Raw genomic sequence first — 21,016 nt, forward strand, 5'->3', positions numbered from 1 at the left:
TCAGAGGATCAGATTGAAGCGGAACGCGATATATGCTTGTTTTTTATGAAGAACGTCTGGCTTTTCTTGCCGTTCCAAAAACCGGCAGCACGGCGTATCACAGTGCATTGCGTGACCGCGCGGATTTTGTTGTGACACATCCTCCTGAGTTGAAACATGCGCCGGTGCGCCGATTTGATCGTTTTTTTCAGAACATCTTCCTGAAAATGTACGATACAGAAATGGAAATAATGGCCGTCGTCCGTGAACCCATCGACTGGCTGGGCAGCTGGTATCGGTTTCGCAACCGCGATGACCTGATTGGACACCCTCATTCCACACATGATGTTAGTTTCGACGCTTTCGTCCAAGCCTATATGCAAGACAAGCGTCCCGAGTTCGCCGATGTTGGCAGCCAAAGCCAGTTCTTCCGCACCCGCAGCAACGGTCGTGGTGCTACGCATATCTTCAAATACGAAAACCAAACCCGGATTCTGGAATTCCTGCAGACACGGCTAAACATGGAAATCGACTTGCCGCTTGAAAACGTGTCGCCTGCCGCAAACCTGAACTTGTCAAAAGATACGGAAAGCCGATTCCGCAACAGGTTCGCCGCCGAATTTGCGATCCACGATGCGGCGTTGTAATCAGTTCAATTGTTGAAAAACGGCCTCGGTCAGTTGATTAAGTGAGAACGGTTTGGGCAGGAATGTCGAATTAGCGATACCCGTTCCAGATTCGCCGAACGCGCCCTCGGTATAGCCCGAGACAAACACCACCCGCGCGTCCGGGCGTGTTTCGTACGCTTTGCGCACCCAGGTTGGCCCGTCCATACCCGGCATAACCACGTCGGTTACAAAGACATCCACATTCAAAGTGGTATCCTCAAGCAACCTGAGCGCCTCTTCCGCCGAGTCCGCCTCAAGCACCGTATACCCTTTCAAACGCAATGCGCGCGTTGCAAAGGCGCGTACCGGCGCTTCGTCTTCGACCAAAAGCACAACCCCTTCGCCTTGCCGCGTGCTTTGTGGGTCGGGTTGGTCAGAAGTTTTTTCTTCGACCTCGTCAGCGGCGGTGCAAATCGGCAAAATGACCGTGAACTCTGTACCACGCCCCATCACACTGTCGACAAAGATAAAACCTCCGGTTTGTTTCACAATGCCATAAACGGTCGAAAGCCCTAACCCAGTGCCTTCACCCGTGCGTTTCGTTGTATAGAAAGGCTCAAACACTTTTTGCAGCTTGTCAGCCGGTATACCTGAGCCGCTGTCCACAACTTTTACCGTTACATATTCTCCGGGATGCACCGTTGCACGATCTCGGCTGAGAGGGTGTGACAGACGCATGACCTCAGTCTCAATGCGAATCTCGCCACCATCAGGCATCGCGTCTCGGGCATTGACCACAAGGTTCATCAAAACCTGTTCCAATTGCCGCTTGTCAGCGCGCACCGGTTTGAGAACTGGATCGTGGCTGAGCGTCAACTGAACCTTTTCGCCCACCAATCTGTTCAAAAGGTGAATGAGGTCCGAAATCGTGTCGCGCAGATCAAGAACTTCGGGCCTTAGCGTTTGTTTCCGGGAAAACGCCAAGAGCTGGCTGACCAATGCTGCTGCGCGGTTGGCGTTCTGATTGATCTGCACCAGATCTCCATAGTCTGGGTCATTTTGATCATGCCGCAGCAGCAACAAGTCGCAATGACCCGAGATTGCCGTCAACAGGTTGTTGAAATCATGCGCGACGCCGCCGGCCAACTGTCCCACGGCTTGCATTTTCTGGCCCTGGACAAACTGCGCCTCCAGTGTTTTCAGCTCGGTGGCATCATTCAAGACGGCGATCAGACCCGCCTTGCCCTCTATGGCAGCTTTGCTCAAAGTTACTTGCACAAAGACCTCTTTGTCATCCCGGATCAACTGCAGGAACTCTGATCGCGGCACGTCTTCGTCCGAAGCCGTTTGCGCCAGCCAATCGCGAAGTGGTATGCGCAGCCCCCGCATAATTTCATTGATGCAGGTTCCCTTGAGGCTGTCTTTCCCCAAGAGCTTTGCAGCCAGCCTGTTAGTGTCAAGAATTGTGCCATCCGAAGACAAGTTAAGGATTGGCACTGGCAGATCCTCAATCGACGCGCCTGCCCCGGGAGGTGAAGACAGTTGTATAGGGATCAATCCCAATCGCCGATGCGACCCGGATGAGGACAATTCGGCAACGGCAACCGAATCCACACCATTTCGAGTTCGAACCTGGTTGATCGCCCCCACACTTGGCGCCCCACCACAAAACAGGTCCTGAAAATCGCCAAGATCAGCCCCAAACATCTTTTCGGCGACAGAATTGAACTGCAGGATTTCACCTTTGCGTCCAACGGAGAGAACCGGGATGGTTAACTCTCGGCAGCTTTTGTCGTCGCATTCCTGAAAGCGCCAGCAATATACCTCGGGTCTCAATCGGAAAACTGTTACAGCCATCATGTTGGCATTGCTGGGAAATTCCTCGTATGCACGGCCGCTCAAATGTGCCTGAGATTGCAGCCTGAACAAAACTGCTTGCGGGTTCGAAAATGTCGACCGCAGGCACAAGGTCAGTGGTTTTTCGGCTTCGGCACCAAACCGCCTTTGTGCGTGCGTATTGGCAAGCAGAATATCACCATACCCGTTAGCAACTAGAACCGGAGCATCTTCTAGTTCCGAAAATAAGCGCATAATGGAAATGCTACGCAGTTCGAATCTGAGCTCCACCTGTTTTTTGGCTACGAAACAAAGCAGAACACCTAGCAGAGAGAGACCCGCCACTTTCAGGCCTGCGCCCCAGTTGGGCGGCACCAAATCTGTGAAAGGTGCTATCGTGATTAATAAAGCCAACACCAGCAACGATCCTAGGCGCATCGCTGAGGGTTGATGGGCAGCAGTAGGGTCGCGTAACAAAGCGGCAGTATCAGGCATTAAAAAGGCTCAAGGGCAAAGGTATCGGCAGTAACAGCACAAATGGTTAACGCGCGCTTAACAAAACGCGAAAAGCGAACTTCTACCTAAGGTTGTTATTTGCCGAAAGGTCAGCGCGTCAAGTGCGCGGTGAAAAAACCATCAGACCCGTGTGTGACCTGCCATGATTTGCGGAACGTTTCTGTCCATTCGGGGTTTTGCTGCAAAAAGTCATCGACTACAGCCCCGTTTTCGTCAGCCAGGACCGAGCAAGTAGCGTAAGCCAAAACGCCGCCTGATCGGATCAAGGGGGAAATGCTTTCCAGAATACCTGCCTGAACAAGCGTGAGGTCATGCAAGCGTTCTTCGGTCAACGACCACTTTCCAGCAGGTGCACGCCGCCATGATCCGCTGCCGGAACAGGGTGCATCAGCCAGCACGATGTCATAGGGCTCGTGTTCAGCAATATCTTTTGAAGTCAATATCTTGACGTTGGCTCCCGCGCGTTCTGCTCGCGCGGGAAGGTCACGCATGCGCCCCGCATTTACATCGTGGGCGAAGACTTCTACCCCCTCATGCGCGGCCATAGCCAGCGCTTTGCCGCCACCCCCGGCGCAATAGTCAAGAACACGCATGCCTGGCTGAAGATCCAGCACTGCAACAACCCCCTGACTGGCCGCATCCTGCAACTCCACCAACCCATCTTGATAGGCCCTACCTTGCGCGATCTTCCGCGCGCCATCAGTCACTTCCAAAGCCGTTGTGCAAAACGGATGCGGTTGAGCCGTAACGCCATCCGCCCGGAGTGCGGCAATCGCAGACACCGGGTCAGTTTTCAGCAGGTTCACCCGCAGGTGTACCTGCGCGCGAGACTGCAAGGCCTCGGCCGACGCCTGTGTGTCAGGCCCTAACGAGGCGAAAAATCGAGGCCAAAGCCATTCGGGAATATCAAGCCGTTCGGCGTCGGACCGGAAGGCGCGTGGCGTCTCTGTGGGTAGCACCGGTTCAGGAGCATGACGGTCGCCGGTGAACATTGCGGAAACGTCGCCGTCCTGTGCCCGGATCGCTCCGATCATCAAACCGCGTCCAGTGTCGGCGCCACCAAGTGCTGCAAAGGACCGCTGACATCGCAGGGCATCAAAAACGTGATCCCGCACTGCCGCGCGATCCTTTGAGCCCGCAAAACGGCTGCGACGGGCCCATCCGGTCAACGCTTTTTCAACCGGAGCACCGTCCAGAATCTCGTTGAGGATTTCTATTGAGGCCTGAACACGGGCTACCGGGGTCATGTCGAGTTCCTTGAGGTGCAGGGACACGCAAAACGGCGCCCGGATCAGGGCGCCGCGTGCAACAGGTCCACAGATTACATCACCCGATAGTTCGGGCTTTCGCGGGTGATCTGAACGTCATGCACATGGCTTTCCTTCAGACCTGCACCGGTGATTTTGACAAAGCTGCAGTTTTTGCGCATCTCTTCAACGGTCGCACACCCCGTGTACCCCATCGCTGCGCGCAAACCGCCCACAAGTTGGTGAATCACTGCGCTGGCAGACCCTTTGTAGGGCACCTGCCCTTCGATGCCTTCCGGTACCAGTTTGTCGTTGGCTGCGTCCTTCTGAAAGTAACGATCAGCCGATCCGCGTGCCATTGCACCCAGACTGCCCATCCCACGATAGGATTTGAACGAACGACCCTGATACAGAATCACTTCGCCCGGGCTTTCATCGGTGCCTGCAATCATCGAGCCGACCATGGCGCAGGAGGCCCCCGCCGCAATTGCCTTGGCAAAATCGCCCGAGAATTTGATGCCCCCATCTGCAATAACCGGAACGTCACCCGCTGCGGCGGCGCAATCTCCGATAGCAGTCAACTGAGGCACGCCAACACCCGCCACCATGCGCGTCGTACAGATCGACCCAGGGCCGATACCGACCTTGATGGCATCAGCACCCGCATCGATCAACGCTTTGGTCGCCTCGCCCGTGGCGACGTTTCCTGCGATGATCTGAACCTCATTCGACAGGGTTTTCGCGCGTTTGACTGCGTCCAGAACACCCTGAGAATGACCATGCGCCGTATCGACCACAATGATGTCGACGCCGGAATCAACCAGCTGTTCGGACCGCTCAAATCCTGCATCACCCACCGAAGTTGCAGCAGCCACTCGCAAACGACCAAGCCGATCTTTGCAAGCGGTGGGGTTCAGGACGGCCTGTTCTGTGTCCTTTAGCGTCAGAAGGCCAGTTAGTTTCCCCTGGCCGTCAACCACAAGCAGCTTTTCGATGCGTCGTGCCCGCATAAGGCTTTTGGCTTCTTCCAGATCAGCGGGTTCTTGCAGCATGGCCAAATTGTCAGCCGTCATCATCGCCTTGATCGGAGTATCGTCCGATGTTGCAAAGCGCATGTCACGGTTGGTCACGATACCCACGACACGACCTTCCGCATCCACAACAGGGAAGCCGGTGAAGTTATAGCGTTCCACCAAGGCCTGTGCATCCGCCAGCGTCTGATCCGCGCGCAATGTCACCGGGTTATAAACAATGCCCGATTCAAACCGTTTGACACGCCGCACTTCACGGGCCTGCTCTTCGACCGAAAGGTTCTTGTGGATGACCCCGATGCCACCTGCCTGTGCCATGGCGATGGCCATGCGGGCTTCGGTCACAGTATCCATAGCTGAGCTTAGCAGCGGGATGTTCATTGTGATTTCACGCGTCACCCGCGTGGTGGTATCCGCCGTTGCCGGCAGCACAGAAGATGCGCCCGGAACCAGGAGAACGTCGTCAAAGGTGAGTGCCTCACGAATCTGCATCTGAAAACCCCATGCAAAAGCCCGTTTGACGGCGACCCTATCGCATGGATTTAACCAAAGGGAAAGCCCCCCAGCGCAACTCTGAGCCATCGCTGTGCAGAAAACGCCGCTAGCTGAGCAAATCGTGCCGCTGATAGGCCTTTCCCTTTGCGCTCAACATCATATCTTGCGCCCCATACGCGCGAATATGAAAAGGTATGTCACTGATGACCACCGATCCTCTTGTAGTCTTTACGCCTTCTGGCAAACGCGGACACTTCCCCGTCGGGACCCCGATTCTCACTGCGGCCCGCCAGTTGGGTGTGGATCTGGATTCGGTCTGTGGCGGGCGTGGGATCTGCTCTAAATGCCAGATCACACCCAGCTATGGCGAATTTCCCAAGCATGGTGTCACCGTATCCGAAAACGCGCTGAGCGAGTGGAACGCGGTTGAACAGCGCTATGACGATAAACGTGGTCTGAAACCGGGTCGTCGTCTGGGGTGTCAGGCGTCGGTGCAAGGCGATGTGGTGATCGACGTCCCGCCCGAAAGCCAGGTGCATCGTCAAGTTGTACGCAAGGCTGCGGCGGCGCGTGCTATCACCATGGATCCCGCGACACGCTTGTATTTCGTGGTCGTCGAAGAACCCGACATGCACTCGCCCACCGGGGATCTTGAGCGTTTGGAACGTACCCTGCGCGAACAATGGAAGATCGAAGCTGTCACAGCCGATCTATCGCTATTGTCCAAGCTTCAGCCCGTTCTGCGCAAAGGCAAATGGGAGGTCACAGTGGCCGTTCACAAGGGCCACAACGACAGCGTTGCCCGAATTGTCGAAATCTGGCCGGGCCTGCATGAAGGCGGGCTCTATGGCTTGGCGATCGACCTCGGCTCGACCACCATTGCGGCCCACCTGACCGACCTGGAAACCGGCGAGGTCAAGGCGTCCTCGGGTCTGATGAACCCGCAGATCCGGTTTGGCGAAGACCTGATGAGCCGCGTTTCATATTCGATGATGAATCCTGGTGGCGATCAGGAAATGACCAAGGCCGTACGCGAAGCGATCAACGATCTGACGACCTCAATTGCCCAAGAGGCCGAGATCGACGCATCCCTGATCGTGGAAACCGTATTTGTTTGTAACCCGGTCATGCACCACTTGCTGTTGGGGCTGGATCCGGTTGAGCTTGGGCAAGCACCTTTTGCGCTGGCAACTTCGGAGAGCATGTCCCTGCCCGCGCGTGACATGGATCTGACGACCATGAATCCACGCGCGCAGGTTTATATCCTTCCTTGTATTGCAGGCCATGTGGGCGCGGACTGCGCCGCCGTGGCGTTGTCAGAAGAACCAGGCAAATCCGAAGATCTGGTATTGATTGTGGACGTCGGCACCAACGCGGAAATCCTGTTGGGCAACACCAGCCGCGTTCTGGCCTGTTCGTCGCCCACCGGACCTGCATTCGAAGGCGCTCAGATCAGCTCGGGCCAGCGCGCAGCCCCCGGCGCAATTGAGCGGATTGAGATCGACCCAGTCACAAAAGAACCCCGCTTTCGCGTGATCGGATCCGAGAAATGGTCGGATGAGGACGGGTTTGACCTTGATATCGCAACCACAGGAATCACCGGCATCTGTGGTTCCGGCATCATCGAAGCCGTTGCCGAAATGCGCATTGCAGGCTTGCTGGACGAAAGCGGGTTGATTGGCTCGGCCGAGCAGACTGGCACAGCACGCTGTGTCCCCGAAGGCCGAACCCATGCCTATCTGATCCACGATGCCAGCGCCGAAGGTGGCCCGCGTATCACCGTCACCCAAGGCGACATCCGCGCGATCCAGCTGGCAAAATCGGCTCTTTATGCCGGTGCACGCCTGCTGATGGATGAAATGGATGTCGACCGTGTGGACCGTGTGGTTTTGGCCGGCGCGTTTGGGGCGCATATCTCAACCAAACACGCAATGGTACTAGGCATGATACCGGATGCGCCGCTTGAGAAAGTCTCAAGCGCGGGCAACGCCGCAGGAACCGGCGCACGTATTGCACTGTGCAATATCGCAGCGCGGACTGAGATTGAACGCGTCGTACGCGAGATCACGAAAATTGAAACCGCTATCGAACCAAAGTTCCAGGATCACTTCGTCGCGGCCAACGCGATTCCACACAAAACTGATCCATTCCCGGAACTGGCGCAGGTTGTCAGGCTGCCCAACCCAAGCTTCAATACCGGCGGTGCCGACGCCGAAGCCGGTGGCGGTCGTCGCCGTCGGCGTCGCGGGCAATCATGCATTGGAACGACCGGCTTACGTTAGCCGGTCGTTCCTTGCAGAACTTCCAAGTTCAATGGCCGTCAATGCCAGAAATCAAGTCAAACCGCGGTGCACATGCACGGCGCACGGCGCGTGACGAACAACGCGCGAAGCTGTCGATCCTAGGAAATAGTCGCTCAACCCCGGTTGGTGAGAACCAATGACGATACAATCGACACCCTGGCTTGTGGCATAATCAATGATCGTTCGGGCCGTATGGCCTTTGACGATTTCGGACTTCACCCCTTCAAGGCCCTCGACTTTTTCAAGCAATTTCAGTCGCGCACGTTCAAAACCTTCTGCGACAAGGGATTTATCCAGATAGGCACTGACAGACCCCTGTGGCATTTCGTAAACGTGCAATGCGATTATGTCGGCCCCGTTTTCCGACAATGCGCGTGCAACTTCCAGCGTATGCTGAGATATGCCGTGATCCAATGCCATAGGGACAAGAACTTTTTTATACATCGAGGCCTCCAAATCTGGCGGGACTATGCCCAGGGTCTCAGGATAATCTTGGGAGCGGCCACAGCACCAGAGCGGATATCGCGAAATGCCTGCGCCCCTTCAGCCAAGGCGCGTTCCTCAGCCCAGTCCAACGCGCCCAGCCGTCCGTCAAAGATCGCTTCTGCCGTCTCGCGGAAATCCCGAGCGGTATAGGTGTATGTGCCGATGAAGGTTATTTCCTGCAACGTCATGCGGCGCACGTCCAGACCGCCGGTGTCTTCGCCAAGACCTACATGCGCGATCACGCCGCCGGGGTCCGCGACGGCTGATGCGACGGATCGTGTTGCCGCATATCCCACAGCGTCGATAACGAGCGGGAAGTTTCCAATCGCAGCGTCCGCGATTTTGAAGTCCTCAACCTTCTGCAGATAAGTCCGGCGCAAGGCATTGGGTTCTGCAATTGTGACATCTTCGACCTCCATCGCACGCAAGGCCAATGCGGCGGCAAGCCCAATCGCGCCGCCGCCTATGACCAGAGCGCGACGAGGCATCGCCGGGTGCAATGCTTCCAGCGCCAGCCGCGCCGCATGCCAACTGACGGCCAGTGGTTCGGCCAAAGCGGCCTTCGCAAACGAGACATGATCCGGTACAACAACCAGATTTCTGTCCGGCATCGAGACAAACTGCGCAAACGCCCCTTCGCGTGGTGGCATTGAAATGATCTGACGATCCGGGCACAGATTTTCACGACCTGCCACGCAGGCTGGACATTGACCGCAGCTCACCAGCGGATTGATCGTCACGCGATCTCCTGCGCGAAGACCTTCGACAATCACCCCGGCGGCCTCATGGCCAAGGATCAAAGGAGCCGGTCGCCGCGCATCATGGCCAAGATACGCGTGCATGTCTGATCCACAGATGCCTACGGCTTCAATCCGGATCAGATGTTCAGATGCGTCGGGTACTGCATTCGGCACATCCCCGAACTCCATCTGCTCTACACCTTTGTAAACCAGTGCTTTCATTTGGCTGTGAACCCCCCATCCACCATCAAAACCTGCCCGGTCACATAGTCCGAGGCCCGTGAACACAGGAAAAGAATCGGTCCGTCGATATCCTGCATCCGACCATTGCGTCCGATGCAGGTTTGCGCCGCATTCCGCTTGGCACGCTCGGGGTCATCGAACACGGCCTGCGTCAGTTCTGTGGGGAAGAACCCCGGTCCGATGGCATTTGCAGTAATACCAAAGGGCGACCATGCCTCGGCCATCGCGCGGGTCAATTGCCCGATCCCCGCCTTGGTTGCGCCATAGGCGATACCGCCGGGAAACGCGCGCGTTGTTTGCAGCGAAGCAAAATTGACAATGCGCCCCCACCCCTTTTCTTTCATCGCAGGCACCATGGCCTGACTTAGAAAAAAAGGTGCGCTGAGGTTCACCGCCAGCGTGGCGTCCCACCCTTCTGGTGTCACATCATCGGCGACCTCACGCGTGTTTAGCCCAGCCGCATGAACCAAGATGTCGGGCGCGCCGAACTTGGCGCTGACGGCTTCCGCCACGTGCTCAATTCCGTCACGATCAGCAACATCGGCTTCCACCGAAGCGGCCCGAGACCCAATCTCGACTTGCAGCTGCGCCAACGCATCTTGGCGTCGAGCCACGCCAACAACCTGCGCGCCTGCGGCTGCAAGCGCGTGTGCCGCTTGCCGCCCCAGCCCCGAGCTTGCGCCGGTGACACAAGCCACCCTGCCCGTCAGGTCAAACAAGGCGCGCGGGTCATCCATCTGCGGTCAGATCGAACTGCTCATCCGGGAAATACTTGGCCAAACGCACATCTGCGGCGCGTGCATGCCCTTCCATCCCTTCCAACCGAGAAATCCGCGCGGTGGCGACGGCAATGGGCTTGGACCCTTCGCGTGTTGCCCGCTGCCACGTCACGATCTTCATATATTTGTGGACACTCAGACCACCGGTATAGCTGGCCGCGCCAGAGGTCGGCAGAACATGATTGGTTCCGGTGGCTTTGTCGCCGTAGGATACAGTAGTTTCCTCACCCAAAAACAGCGAACCATAACAAGTCAGCCGGTCCAGCCACCAATCCAGATCCTCGGCCTGCACGGTCAGGTGTTCGGGGGCGTATTCATCGGAACACGCAGCCATGTCTTCGCGATTATCGCAGACGATGACTTCTGCATAGTCCCTCCACGCGGCTGCAGCGTTTTCCTTATTCAATTCGGGCAAATCGTCGATCAGCTGCGGCACCAGGTCCATGACTTTCTGAGCCAGAGCACGATCATCCGTCACCAGCCAAACCGGAGAGTTATACCCATGCTCGGCCTGACTGACCAAGTCTGTGGCGACCACATGTGCATCTGCGCTGCTATCGGCCAGAATCAGGGAGTCAGTTGGTCCTGCGATCATATCGATACCGACTTTGCCGTAAAGAATGCGCTTGGCCTCGGCCACGAACTGGTTGCCCGGCCCAACAAGGATGTTTGCGCGTGGAAGGCCGAATAGACCATAGGTCATTGCTGCCACGCCCTGCACGCCGCCCATCGCCAGAATACTGTCGGCCCCGCAAATATGGGCCGCATAGACGATCGCTGGCGCGACCCCTTCGCCCGGACGGGGCGGAGAGCAGGCGGTGATGTGGCGGCACCCGGCAACCTTGGCCGTGGTTACAGTCATGATCGCACTGGCGATATGGCTGTAGCGCCCGCCGGGCACGTAGCACCCTGCCGCATCTACGGGTATGGCCTTTTGTCCCGCCACAACTCCGGGCACGATCTCGGTCTGAACGTCCGACACAGTGGCCTTTTGTGTTTCGGCAAAGCGACGCACATTGTCATGGGCAAAGCGGATATCGGCTTTTAGTTTCTCGGGCACCAACGCTATGGCCGCGTCGATTTCGTCCTGGGTCATCAGGACATTTCCGTCGAACTTGTCGAATTTGGCGGCGTATTCCAATGCCTTGGCGTCGCCTCCGGTCTCGATATCAGACAGGATTGTCTTGACCGTATCATGCACCTCGGTCGCATGAGACTGCGCCGTCAGGGTTGCCTTTTTCAGATAGTCACGGGGCATGTTGCAAAGGTCCTATTGGTAGATTTCAGGAAGCAAGGTGGTCGAGACAGCTGGTACGTAGGCGATCAAGAGCACCACGATCAGCATAGTCAATACGAAAGGCACGGCCCGGGCGGCAATCTTCAGAATCGACTCGCCGGTAATGCCAGACACAACGAACAGGTTCAGACCCAGCGGTGGCGTGATGAAACCAACACCCAGCGCGGTGATCATCATGATGCAGAACTGGATCTCGTTCATACCGATATTGTCGGCCAAGGGTTTCAGGATCGGTGCCAGGATCACGATGTTGGGCGTCGTTTCCATCACGCACCCCGCAGCGATCAGAATGCCGATCATCAACAGGATCAGCAGATAAGGATCATCCGTCAGCGACGTTACCGAGGCCACGAACCCCTGGGGCACGCCCATGATTGCCAGCGCTTCGGCCAACGGCGCGGAAAAAGCGATGATGGGCAGGATCACCCCGTTCACTTTCGCCGAGCTGACCAACATGGACGGGAAGTCAGCCAGCGTCAGCGTGCGCAGAATAAACCCCATGATGATGGTGACCACCACGGCGGTCGCACCGGCCTCGGTCGGCGTCAGTCGGCCCGAAAAGATGCCGTAGAAAATGATGCCCGGCACGATGAAAGCGTACCAGCCTGATTTAAGGGCTTTGCCCAAGTTGGACAACCATTCACCCATAGTCATTATGCCGCCGCCCTCATAGGCGTATAGACGATTCATGATGATGTTGGTGATCAGGATCGATACCAGAATGGCCAGTCCTGGGATCAGAGCGGCCAGAAACAGTGTCGAGGCGGAAATACCCAGAACAAGGCCGATGATGATGTATGCGATAGAGGGTGGGATCAGAATGCCGGTACAGGCCCCGGCGGCCACTAGTGCACAGGCATAAGGGCGCGGATACCCGCTTTCGACCAGACGGTTGATGGTCATCCGGCCCACGGCAGCAGCGCCCGCCGCGTCCGAACCCGAGATCGCCGCGAACATGCCGCAGACAAGCACGGTGGCCGAGCCGAACCCGCCCTTGGCGAAGCAGGTCAGCGCCTCGGCCACGTCCAGAAACTTGCGCGACAATCCTGTACGAACCAGAACGTCTCCGGTCAGGATGAACAGGGGCACAGCGGTCAGCGCGAATGCATCGATACCGGTGAAAAGGCTTTCGCCCACCAAGCTTAGCGGCAAGTCGCCAGACATGATCAGCATTACAATAGCTGCCGACCCAATAGCGGCCCATACAGGCACGGCCATGGCGATCAAAGCAACGAAAAGAATTACAGGGACATAGAAATCCCAGCCGAGTTCAACGGTTTGATTGAGGGAATTCCAAAGCATTCAATTTCTCCTCAGTCAAACAGCTTGTCGCCTTCGAAGACGGGGGTGCCGTCTCGCAGACATTTCAGATCGCGTATCAGGGATTGGATCAGCCGCCAGATCATCAGCGCAAACCCAGTTGGAACGGCCATGAGGAACCAGACTTTGGAAACCCGCAGACCATCCGTCACCGAGCCGAATTTGGCCGAGACATGAACCGCCTCGTAAGACCAATAGAGCGCGATCACGGCCACGACGAACATCACCAGATCGCCGAAAATATACAGTAACGCCTTGGGGCGCGGTCCAAGGTAATGCATGATGACATCAATGCGGATATGCGCACGTTCCTTGACCGCAGCGGCGGCCCCGATCCAGGCGAGGTAGATGAAGGAATAGCGTACGATCTCTTCGCCCCAGATCGAGGAGTAAGCGAAGATCTCACGCCGCAGCACTTCGATCGCCATGGTGATCACCAGCATCACGTAGAACACCAGCAGCAACCAGCGCTCTGCGTTTCGGTCTATGTTATGAAGAATGGCCATCTGATCCTCCGGCGACAGCACAGCCAGACCCTCGCCCGCCGTGGCGGGCCGATAACGGGCTGACTGCAGAAAACAATCGTGGACGCCCGGATGGCGTCCACGGATAGCGCCTTAGGCGTCGTGAACGTAGTATTTGCCCTGCGTTCCGGCGGCTTCGACCAGCTTTTCGAAGTTTTCCATCGACCCGGCCAGTTCGGTCTTGAACGGATCCCAATCGGCGTTCTGATAGCCGCCCGCATCCTGCCATTCGGCCAGTTGGTCTTCGCTGAGCGAGTGGAATTGGACGCCTGCCTTGTTCAACTCGGCCATGGCGTATGCACGTGCTGACGGAACTTTGGAGAGGTTCTGATGCGCAGTCATTTCAGACCCCCACATGATGCCTTCCTGAACATCAGCGGGCATCGAGTTGAACCACTCGAGGTTACAGGAATAAACCTGACTGTCCGGAACCGCCTGTGTGAAGGTTACATGGCTCAGGATGTCCTTGAAGCCAAAGACAAACAGCGCCCCGACCGAGGGGTCAAGCGCATCCGCGACACCCTGCTTGATGGCCGAAGGCGTCTCACCCCAGGCAACAGGCGTCGGGTTGGCACCAACCATACGGTAATACTGCTGGAGCATCTTAGAGCCGGGAACGCGGAACTTTATGCCACTCATATCGCCCGGCGTGATGACCGCATTGCCACCCTGCCGAACCGCGACAACACGCGGGTCAATGTTAACGTAGAACAGGGCCTTGAAGCCCGCAGCTTCGACCTTGGGATGAACTTCGTTCTTCCACGTGTCAGAATGGACAAGATTGGTAAAACGCTGGTTCGAACCGCACAGATAAGGCATGTTGATCAGGTCAACAGTCGACGCAAAAGGCGCGAAGTTCGAAAGCGAATGCTGCGCCGCCTGAATGGTCCCGCCCTGCACTTTCTGAACGAGGGACCCGCCAGCACCCAACTGCCCGCCCGGTGCCAGTTTGACATAGACTTTGCCATTAGTGGCGTTCTGGATGTTCTCTTTCAGGTCCAGCTGCATGATTGGATAGCTGCGTGAGGCGCCCAGAACGTAGGCCGTGGCGACCGTCATCACATGGTCTGCAGCTTGCTCGCGCTCGCGCTCTTCCTTAGCGGTCTGCGCTGCGGCCTCGGACGACCACAACACCCCGCCTGCCCCGGCTACCAAGGCAGCTGTGAACGCACCACTTGCGCTCAGCTTAAGAAAATTACGGCGTTCGGCTGACGCCAGTTCGGTCTTGTCGTTGTTCATGAATTGTCCTCCCAAGCAAAAATTCAGCTACCGTTTGTTGCGTCGCGGTCAGCTTCCTTTTTCAGAATTGCGACAACGAACAAGATCGACGCCGCGAACAGAACCAACATCTCTCCAACGTCCCCAAGAAACGCGCTGTTCGCATAGGCACCAAGGGCGACGTTGGCGAAGTAGATCGCAAAAACGACAGCAGATGCAGCGACAAACATATTCGGGGCTCCCAATAGAATCGGCTCTCAAATTCATTTGTAAGCGCTTACATGATAAATGCAAGCGCTTACATAACCACTTTCATCACACCCAAAAAACGCATAACTTAGGGCAAACGGAACTAAGAGTTTGAAAATGTCAAAGCACCGATCCGCACCGACGCTGGATGACGTTGCCAAGGCGGCGGGTGTTTCCACCGCCACGGTGTCGCGCTGTCTGAACAATCCGCAACGCGTTGTTGAAACGACGCGCCAGCGTGTTTTGTGCGCGGTTGATGAACTGGGATATACGCCAAACTTTGCAGCCCGAGTGATGGCGGCAAAGCGGTCTTTCACAATCGGTGCAATCATTCCAACGATGGAAAACTCCATTTTTGCGCGCGGTTTGCAGGCGTTTCAAGAAGAGATTCACAAACGCGGTTACACGCTGCTTGTCTCAAGCTCTGCCTACAAACCCGAAGCCGAGGAAGAGCAGATCAGAACTCTGGTTGCGCGCGGCGCTGACGGGCTTTTGCTGATCGGTCATGACCGTGAAGAACGGATCTATGACTATCTGGAACGGCAAAAGATACCAGCGCTGGTTGCTTGGTCTTTCAACCCAAGCAACCGCACACCTTCGGTAGGATTCGACAACCGGCAAGCCATGAAAACCTTGGCGCAACAAGTTATCGCGCTTGGGCATCGACGTCTCGCCACGATTTCAGGCATCAGCAAAGGCAACGACCGTGCTCGGTTGAGAATCGCGGGCATCAAAGACGCGATGGCGGAAAGCGGACTGCTGCCAGACGACCTGATCGTAGTGGAAACCACTTATGAAATCGAAAGCGGTGCCGACGCTTTCAAGAATCTCATGTCTCAAACCCCTGCCCCGACGGCGGTTCTGTGTGGCAATGATGTTCTGGCCGTGGGCGCAATGCGCCAAGCGCAAGAGATGGGACTGAGCGTGCCTGACGAAATCTCGATCACCGGGTTCGATGACATCGAATTGGCCTGTATAGTTTCACCTACTTTGACAACGGTTCATGTCCCCCATCGTAAAATGGGTCAAAAAGCAGCATTGGAATTGATACATATGATTGAAACAAGCGCGCCCGGACGTTCCGTTGAACTGTCCACCCGCTTGGTTGCGCGAGATTCTTTGACCGGGGCAAAGGAAAACCAGATCCGTTAGACTCCGCATGGCCGTGGCGTGCTCTGGAGCGGGTAGCGCGCACCATGTTGCTGTTGCAACATGTTGCAAATCGAACTTACATCCTTGTCCATGTTGCATTTTGCGAATTTGGCTTGTAGCAACTTGTGTCAACATGTTGCAAATCAATCCACCGCAAGTGTGGGGCAGAATGTGGGGCAGATATGGCAAGAGGAAATAACCGACTTTCCGCGATTCAAGTAAAGAACGCACCTCCAGGCAGCGTCGTGCAGGATGGCGGCGGCCTATCCCTAAAGCGGTCGCAGAGCGGCGGGCGCTGGACATTCCGTTTCCAGATCAACGGAAAGCGGCGAGATATGGGCTTGGGCTCTTACCCTGACATGTCCCTGTCTGATGCACGTAAAGAACGATCTAAGTGGGCCGCCTTCGCGGAACGCGGCGAAGATCCGATTGCGGAGCGTGAGCGCAGGCGCTTAGAGGAAGAAAACAGCCAGAACGACCCTACGTTTGAGGAAATGGCACAACTGGTGTTCGATGGGCGCAAGGAGCGTCTGCGCGGCGATGGCAAGCGAGGCATGTGGTTTTCGCCGCTCAAGAACCACGTAATCCCCAAGATCGGCAATTGCAGAATCAGCACCCTGCACCAGCGCGATATTCACGATGCCTTGAAACCGATCTGGCGCACCAAGCACGAGACTGCCGACAAGGCGATGTACCGCACTCGCATGGTTCTGCGGCAGGCAAAGTTGATGGGCTATGAGGCGGAACCGTTCATCTGTGACGCGGCCCGTCATATGTTGGGTTATGTCGAACGCGTTCAAAAGCCCCTGCCCGCAACGCCTTGGCAAGAGATCCCTGATCTGTATTCGCGGCTGGATCAACATCACCCCTCTTACCTGGCTCTGCGTTTCACGATCCTGACGGCGGCGCGCGGGATGCCAGTGCGCGGGGCTCGATTCGATGAGATTGACGGCGACGTGTGGACGGTGCCGAAAGAGAGGATGAAAGGCGAACGAGGCAAAGTGCAGGATTTCCGTATCCCTCTATCGACCGAGGCCATGAACGTGGTTGAGATATGCCGCGAACTACGGCGCAATGACTTCCTGTTTCCAAGCCCGAGGACGAACAAAGGCGTCAGCGACGTTGCCATGGCGAAGGTACTGAACCACCTGAATGAAATGGGTCGCATACACGGTTTCCGGTCGTCGTTCAGGATGTGGATTCAGGACAATGAAACGGCAAGTTTCGAAACCGCGGAAACGGCCTTAGCCCATGCCATCGGCAATAAGGTGGAGCGGTCCTATGCGCGCTCAGATCTGCTGGATAAGCGACGCGTCCTCATGCAGAAATGGGCCGATTTCGTAACCCAGACCGAAAGCAAGATATTGCAGCTTCGCGGTTAAATAGGCAGCGGCTCGGTTCGTTTACGACACAATTTTTGTGTACTCTGGGGGCAAGACCTGAAAACAAGCATATTTTCAACTGCATCTTCAAACCAAATAGCGGACGTTCGTCAAAATTTGGGCTGTGACCGAGTTGCGGACATTGCAGTCATTGACCTAAAGTTACATGATCACCACCTGACGGGATCAAGTGGAGACACCATGGCAGACGAGAGAGTGAGCCACTGGGAGGAGGTCTACCGCGAGAAAGACGATACCCAGCTGAGTTGGCATCAGGATGATCCCTCGATCTCGTTGGAGCTCTGCGACGTGGTCGGCGTCGATAATGCCTCTTCTGTGATAGACATAGGCGGAGGCACTTCACGCTTCGCAGAACGCCTGATCGAAAGAGGACTGAGCGACGTTTCTGTGCTCGATGTATCCAAAGCTGCGCTTGATCGATCTCGTGGACAACTTGGCGCCGTAGGCGAGCAGATTGAATGGATCGCAGCCGATGTCACAACCTGGAGCCCGGAGAGAAGCTATGATCTATGGCACGATCGCGCCGTATTTCATTTCCTTGTCGATGAGGACGACCGTTCCGCCTACCGGGACCAGTTGTACCGCTGCCTTCTCCCAGGTAGCCATGCGATTATCGCAACGTTTGCACTCGATGGTCCGAAGAAGTGCAGCGGTTTGCCAATCGTTCGCTATGATCCAGAGGGGCTAAGCGAGGTATTAGGCGATCGTATTTCCCTGGTCACGCATCGGAAGCACACACACCATACTCCTTGGGGAAGCTCTCAGCCCTTCCAATTCAGCTTGTTACGCGTGGGCCAGTAGCGCTGCTAATGCGCTTCGGCACGACTGTGACATCCAATGGCCTTGCTCATGCCTTCGCTGCAACTTTACTCATCCGGCGGCCGTCTTGCGGGCGAAGTCGCCCTTCGGTTTCTTTCCAAGCCTGCGCATGATAATCTTTGATAATTACACTTTGCTCGGAGGAGGATGACCTCTGAAACGCAGGCTGACCGCCATACTAGCAGCCGATCTGGTCGGGTATTCCCGCCTTATGAACTCGGATCAAAGCGGAACGCTCAGCGCGTTGCGAGAGTTTCGATCTGGGCTTTTTGACCCTTCTGTAGTCGCGCATCGCGGCAATTTAGTGAAATGCATGGGGGATGGTTGGATAGTCGAGTTTCCATCAGTCTCTGACGCTGTGACCTGTGCTGTCGCCATTCAGAACTCTTTGGCCAGCCAGAATACACTGAAGTTGAGAATTGGGATACACACAGGTGAAGTCGTTTTCGAGGAGGATGATGTATTTGGTAACGGCGTTAACGTCGCCGCTCGTTTGGAAGCGCTTGCCGAAGCCGGGCAGGTTCTCATCTCCGGCTCCGCCTATGAATGCCTGGACAGCAAAACGGCTTGCGCGTTCCAAGGCGGAGAAAACCGTGAGCTTAAGAACATTGATCGACCGGTGCCAGTCTGGTGGTGGGGGGACGCCGAGTCTGTAGATCCGCTTTTTGATTCTGAACCGCCCGGGTCCCCTGACGGAACTGCGATCGCCGTATTACCATTTGACAACATTTCAGGCGACCCTGAACAGGAATATTTTTCGGACGGGTTGTCCGAAGACATAATTACGGCTCTGTCGAAACACCACTGGCTCGAGGTCGTCGCGCGCAACACGACCTTTGCCTACAAGGGAAAATCCCCGAATGTTCGGCAGCTCGCCGATGACTTGGACGCCGACTACGTTGTCGAAGGCTCGGTCAGAAAAGCGGGTGCGCGCATTCGAGTCACGGTTCAGCTGATTGACGCATCGACTGGCAACCACGTGTGGGCGGAAAAATATGACCGTCAGTTGGAAGACATCTTCGATGTTCAGGACGAGATCACGGAAACAATTGTTGGCAGACTGGAGCCCGAGGTCGGAAATGCGATCCGGCGCAAGTTAGAAGATACGCCGCGCCGAAACCCCCATGCCTGGGACTGCTATCATCTTGGGCTTGCGCACTTTTACAAGTTTACTGCCGTAAGCAACCGTGAAGCTCAGAGGTTGTTTCTCCAAAGCCGCGAACTGGACCCCAGTTTTCCCGAGGCACACGCCTGGTGGGCCTATGCCACGATTCTCGGGATGGTGTATTGGGACACGGAACCGGATTCTGCCTTTATGGACGAAGCGCTGGCTGCCGCACGCACCGCCGTTTCAATGGATAACCAGAATGCGCTGCTCTACATGCTGATGGGCAGAGTCCAACTGGCCCGCCGGGAATACCGCAGCGCGCTGGCTGAGAATGAAACTGCAATCAAATTGAACCCGACGCTGGCTCCAGCATATTGCGGATTGGGAGACTCACTTTCCTATGAGGGACGATACGAAGAGGCGATTGCCAATTTCGAGAAAGCCGTGGAGATGAGCCCTAACCATCCACAGCTTTGGGCCTTTCTGAGCTATGGCGCGCTGACTCTGCTTTTCGATCACCAGTTCGAGAAAGCTCTGGACTGGGCAGAGCGGGCTCGCGATGTGCCAAATTGCCAATACTGGGCCACCGCGCATGCAGTCGTGGCGCTTGCCAATCTCGGGCGGGACAAAGATCTGGCGAAGATGGTGCATAACCTAATGGTGGAAGAGCCGAAATTCTCGCGGTCATTCGCAAAAAATAAGCTGTTCTATCTGAAGCGGGATGATCAAATGGAACTTTACCTTGCAGGGCTTGCAAAGGCAGGTATCCCGGCCTGATTTTTCCTGTGATCGGCCCTTGCTTTGCCGCTTGTCTTGAATGCTTGCGTCAGGTCAAGCCGAATGACCGCAAAGGGCTCACAGCCGCCATTCGCTACAACGGTCACCAATGACTGTTGCGCGGACATACCCGCCGTTGCCGTCAGAACACTTAGAGACTGCTCCCGACCCCATTGGGCAAACAAGTCATCGTTGGCCCGAGCGTAGCGTATCGCGCCGGCCACCCCATGTCCGGTCAGTGCGAGACGATCGCGAGCCCCGCGAATACAAGCGCGCCGCCTGTCCAATCGCGCGGCTCTAGCCCTTCGCCGATACTGTAGGCGTAGGTCAGTACGATCAGCGTCTCGAGCGCAATTATTATTAGATACAGCTCGGAAAGTGGAACTGTGCGCATCAGCACCACCTCGGATTGGGTGGCGGCAAGAAAACCCAGAATGATCAGAGCGAGCGCCACCGCCGTCCATTCGGCTGAGGCCAGTTTCATTCCGATGGTTGCAACGCCATACCCCCCTGCCGCCAAGACGGCCAAGGCCAGTGGTTTCAACGCCAGAAGCTCCATTTTTCAAATCCTTCACCGTGCGCAAAAAAAACCGCGCACCTCTCATGAACCAACATTCTCTGCGTAGGATTTTAGCATGCGTATGATGGCGCATCAGTGAAGCCGATTACTTTATTTTAGCGAAGTGAATGCCGGTAAGAGTATTGCTTATTCAGATGAAGCGAATAGCTGATACCCGCCTTCGAAACGGATGCTGCGCCTGACCCAAAGTCTGAAAAGGACTCGGTTCGGTCATTCGCAGTATTATCGTGAGCGTTTGCTTCGCGGACGAAACAGACGTCGCTACAATCGAATATGCTGAGCTAACTTGCTTGTAATCTATGTCCG

The 21,016-nt window shown here is 56.1% G+C and carries 18 protein-coding genes; 6 read left to right on the forward strand and 12 right to left on the reverse strand.

Annotated elements, in window-relative coordinates; translation table 11 throughout:
* Positions 1 to 32: 32 nt before the first annotated feature.
* The gene (locus tag GS632_RS02985; RefSeq protein WP_171174090.1) at positions 33 to 626 is read left to right on the forward strand and encodes a sulfotransferase family 2 domain-containing protein; all 594 of its coding nucleotides are present in this window, start codon (positions 33 to 35) and stop codon (positions 624 to 626) included.
* Here GS632_RS02985 and GS632_RS02990 read toward each other — a convergent pair whose 3' ends face one another.
* From GS632_RS02990 to guaB, 3 genes are all read right to left on the reverse strand, one after another.
* Positions 627 to 2,918, reverse strand: coding sequence for an ATP-binding protein (locus tag GS632_RS02990; RefSeq protein ID WP_171721410.1), 2,292 nt, complete (start codon positions 2,916 to 2,918; stop codon positions 627 to 629).
* Positions 2,919 to 3,028: 110 nt separating this feature from the next.
* Complete coding sequence (locus tag GS632_RS02995) at positions 3,029 to 4,186, reverse strand: RsmB/NOP family class I SAM-dependent RNA methyltransferase (RefSeq protein ID WP_171238883.1); 1,158 nt, start codon at positions 4,184 to 4,186, stop codon at positions 3,029 to 3,031.
* 74 nt (positions 4,187 to 4,260) lie between these two features.
* The gene (gene guaB, locus GS632_RS03000) at positions 4,261 to 5,709 is read right to left on the reverse strand and encodes an IMP dehydrogenase (RefSeq protein WP_171238884.1); all 1,449 of its coding nucleotides are present in this window, start codon (positions 5,707 to 5,709) and stop codon (positions 4,261 to 4,263) included.
* A 206-nt stretch (positions 5,710 to 5,915) separates the two neighbouring features.
* Here guaB and GS632_RS03005 point away from each other — a divergent pair, with 206 nt between their 5' ends.
* Positions 5,916 to 7,994: an ASKHA domain-containing protein gene (locus GS632_RS03005; protein WP_171721421.1), complete on the forward strand. Its 2,079-nt coding sequence runs from the start codon at positions 5,916 to 5,918 to the stop codon at positions 7,992 to 7,994.
* Positions 7,995 to 8,045: 51 nt separating this feature from the next.
* Here the strand turns inward: GS632_RS03005 and GS632_RS03010 are convergent, their stop codons facing one another.
* The 8 genes from GS632_RS03010 to GS632_RS03045 all read right to left on the reverse strand — a co-directional run bounded on the left by GS632_RS03010 (position 8,046) and on the right by GS632_RS03045 (position 14,852).
* On the reverse strand, positions 8,046 to 8,459 hold the full coding sequence (locus GS632_RS03010; RefSeq protein ID WP_171238886.1) for a universal stress protein: 414 nt from the start codon (positions 8,457 to 8,459) through the stop codon (positions 8,046 to 8,048).
* Positions 8,460 to 8,482: 23 nt separating this feature from the next.
* Positions 8,483 to 9,463, reverse strand: a complete 981-nt coding sequence (locus tag GS632_RS03015; RefSeq protein WP_171238887.1) for a zinc-binding dehydrogenase — start codon at positions 9,461 to 9,463, stop codon at positions 8,483 to 8,485.
* Positions 9,460 to 10,221: an SDR family NAD(P)-dependent oxidoreductase gene (locus GS632_RS03020; protein ID WP_171238888.1), complete on the reverse strand. Its 762-nt coding sequence runs from the start codon at positions 10,219 to 10,221 to the stop codon at positions 9,460 to 9,462. Before GS632_RS03020 ends, GS632_RS03015 begins: the two co-directional genes overlap by 4 nt.
* On the reverse strand, positions 10,214 to 11,521 hold the full coding sequence (gene hisD, locus GS632_RS03025) for a histidinol dehydrogenase (protein ID WP_171174107.1): 1,308 nt from the start codon (positions 11,519 to 11,521) through the stop codon (positions 10,214 to 10,216). Before hisD ends, GS632_RS03020 begins: the two co-directional genes overlap by 8 nt.
* A gap of 12 nt (positions 11,522 to 11,533) precedes the next feature.
* Positions 11,534 to 12,862, reverse strand: coding sequence for a TRAP transporter large permease (locus GS632_RS03030; RefSeq protein WP_171238889.1), 1,329 nt, complete (start codon positions 12,860 to 12,862; stop codon positions 11,534 to 11,536).
* Between the two features lie 11 nt (positions 12,863 to 12,873).
* Positions 12,874 to 13,386: a TRAP transporter small permease gene (locus GS632_RS03035; RefSeq protein ID WP_171174111.1), complete on the reverse strand. Its 513-nt coding sequence runs from the start codon at positions 13,384 to 13,386 to the stop codon at positions 12,874 to 12,876.
* Positions 13,387 to 13,497: 111 nt separating this feature from the next.
* On the reverse strand, positions 13,498 to 14,643 hold the full coding sequence (locus tag GS632_RS03040) for a TRAP transporter substrate-binding protein (protein WP_171234234.1): 1,146 nt from the start codon (positions 14,641 to 14,643) through the stop codon (positions 13,498 to 13,500).
* Positions 14,644 to 14,666: 23 nt separating this feature from the next.
* A complete protein-coding gene (locus GS632_RS03045; RefSeq protein WP_171174115.1) occupies positions 14,667 to 14,852 on the reverse strand; it encodes a hypothetical protein in 186 nt (61 codons plus the stop codon).
* 136 nt (positions 14,853 to 14,988) lie between these two features.
* Here GS632_RS03045 and GS632_RS03050 point away from each other — a divergent pair, with 136 nt between their 5' ends.
* The 4 genes from GS632_RS03050 (at position 14,989) to GS632_RS03065 (ending at position 20,130) form a co-directional block, all read left to right on the forward strand.
* On the forward strand, positions 14,989 to 16,023 hold the full coding sequence (locus tag GS632_RS03050; protein WP_171619074.1) for a LacI family DNA-binding transcriptional regulator: 1,035 nt from the start codon (positions 14,989 to 14,991) through the stop codon (positions 16,021 to 16,023).
* Positions 16,024 to 16,205: 182 nt separating this feature from the next.
* Positions 16,206 to 17,405, forward strand: a complete 1,200-nt coding sequence (locus GS632_RS03055) for an integrase arm-type DNA-binding domain-containing protein (RefSeq protein WP_171721409.1) — start codon at positions 16,206 to 16,208, stop codon at positions 17,403 to 17,405.
* 201 nt (positions 17,406 to 17,606) lie between these two features.
* The gene (locus GS632_RS03060; protein WP_171721408.1) at positions 17,607 to 18,227 is read left to right on the forward strand and encodes a trans-aconitate 2-methyltransferase; all 621 of its coding nucleotides are present in this window, start codon (positions 17,607 to 17,609) and stop codon (positions 18,225 to 18,227) included.
* A gap of 193 nt (positions 18,228 to 18,420) precedes the next feature.
* On the forward strand, positions 18,421 to 20,130 hold the full coding sequence (locus GS632_RS03065; protein ID WP_371811104.1) for an adenylate/guanylate cyclase domain-containing protein: 1,710 nt from the start codon (positions 18,421 to 18,423) through the stop codon (positions 20,128 to 20,130).
* Between the two features lie 235 nt (positions 20,131 to 20,365).
* On the opposite strand, the gene GS632_RS03070 is transcribed toward GS632_RS03065, so the two are convergent.
* Positions 20,366 to 20,689, reverse strand: coding sequence for a 5-aminolevulinate synthase (locus tag GS632_RS03070; RefSeq protein ID WP_171238397.1), 324 nt, complete (start codon positions 20,687 to 20,689; stop codon positions 20,366 to 20,368).
* Positions 20,690 to 21,016 lie beyond the last annotated feature (327 nt).

The organism is Ruegeria sp. HKCCD7296, assembly GCF_013110775.1.
In the GTDB taxonomy this organism is placed as follows: domain Bacteria; phylum Pseudomonadota; class Alphaproteobacteria; order Rhodobacterales; family Rhodobacteraceae; genus Ruegeria.

Bases quoted from the DNA above. Each gene is read 5' to 3' on its own strand.
- GS632_RS03005 (WP_171721421.1), top strand. From the start codon at position 5,916: ATGACCACCGATCCTCTTGTAGTCTTTACGCCTTCTGGCAAACGCGGA.
- GS632_RS03010 (WP_171238886.1), bottom strand. From the start codon at position 8,459: ATGTATAAAAAAGTTCTTGTCCCTATGGCATTGGATCACGGCATATCT.
- guaB (WP_171238884.1), bottom strand. From the start codon at position 5,709: ATGCAGATTCGTGAGGCACTCACCTTTGACGACGTTCTCCTGGTTCCG.
- GS632_RS03060 (WP_171721408.1), top strand. From the start codon at position 17,607: ATGGCAGACGAGAGAGTGAGCCACTGGGAGGAGGTCTACCGCGAGAAA.
- GS632_RS03070 (WP_171238397.1), bottom strand. From the start codon at position 20,689: ATGGAGCTTCTGGCGTTGAAACCACTGGCCTTGGCCGTCTTGGCGGCA.
- GS632_RS03055 (WP_171721409.1), top strand. From the start codon at position 16,206: ATGGCAAGAGGAAATAACCGACTTTCCGCGATTCAAGTAAAGAACGCA.
- GS632_RS03020 (WP_171238888.1), bottom strand. From the start codon at position 10,221: ATGGATGACCCGCGCGCCTTGTTTGACCTGACGGGCAGGGTGGCTTGT.
- GS632_RS02985 (WP_171174090.1), top strand. From the start codon at position 33: ATGCTTGTTTTTTATGAAGAACGTCTGGCTTTTCTTGCCGTTCCAAAA.
- GS632_RS03035 (WP_171174111.1), bottom strand. From the start codon at position 13,386: ATGGCCATTCTTCATAACATAGACCGAAACGCAGAGCGCTGGTTGCTG.
- GS632_RS03045 (WP_171174115.1), bottom strand. From the start codon at position 14,852: ATGTTTGTCGCTGCATCTGCTGTCGTTTTTGCGATCTACTTCGCCAAC.
- GS632_RS02990 (WP_171721410.1), bottom strand. From the start codon at position 2,918: ATGCCTGATACTGCCGCTTTGTTACGCGACCCTACTGCTGCCCATCAA.
- GS632_RS03015 (WP_171238887.1), bottom strand. From the start codon at position 9,463: ATGAAAGCACTGGTTTACAAAGGTGTAGAGCAGATGGAGTTCGGGGAT.
- GS632_RS03050 (WP_171619074.1), top strand. From the start codon at position 14,989: ATGTCAAAGCACCGATCCGCACCGACGCTGGATGACGTTGCCAAGGCG.
- GS632_RS03040 (WP_171234234.1), bottom strand. From the start codon at position 14,643: ATGAACAACGACAAGACCGAACTGGCGTCAGCCGAACGCCGTAATTTT.
- GS632_RS03030 (WP_171238889.1), bottom strand. From the start codon at position 12,862: ATGCTTTGGAATTCCCTCAATCAAACCGTTGAACTCGGCTGGGATTTC.
- hisD (WP_171174107.1), bottom strand. From the start codon at position 11,521: ATGCCCCGTGACTATCTGAAAAAGGCAACCCTGACGGCGCAGTCTCAT.
- GS632_RS02995 (WP_171238883.1), bottom strand. From the start codon at position 4,186: ATGACCCCGGTAGCCCGTGTTCAGGCCTCAATAGAAATCCTCAACGAG.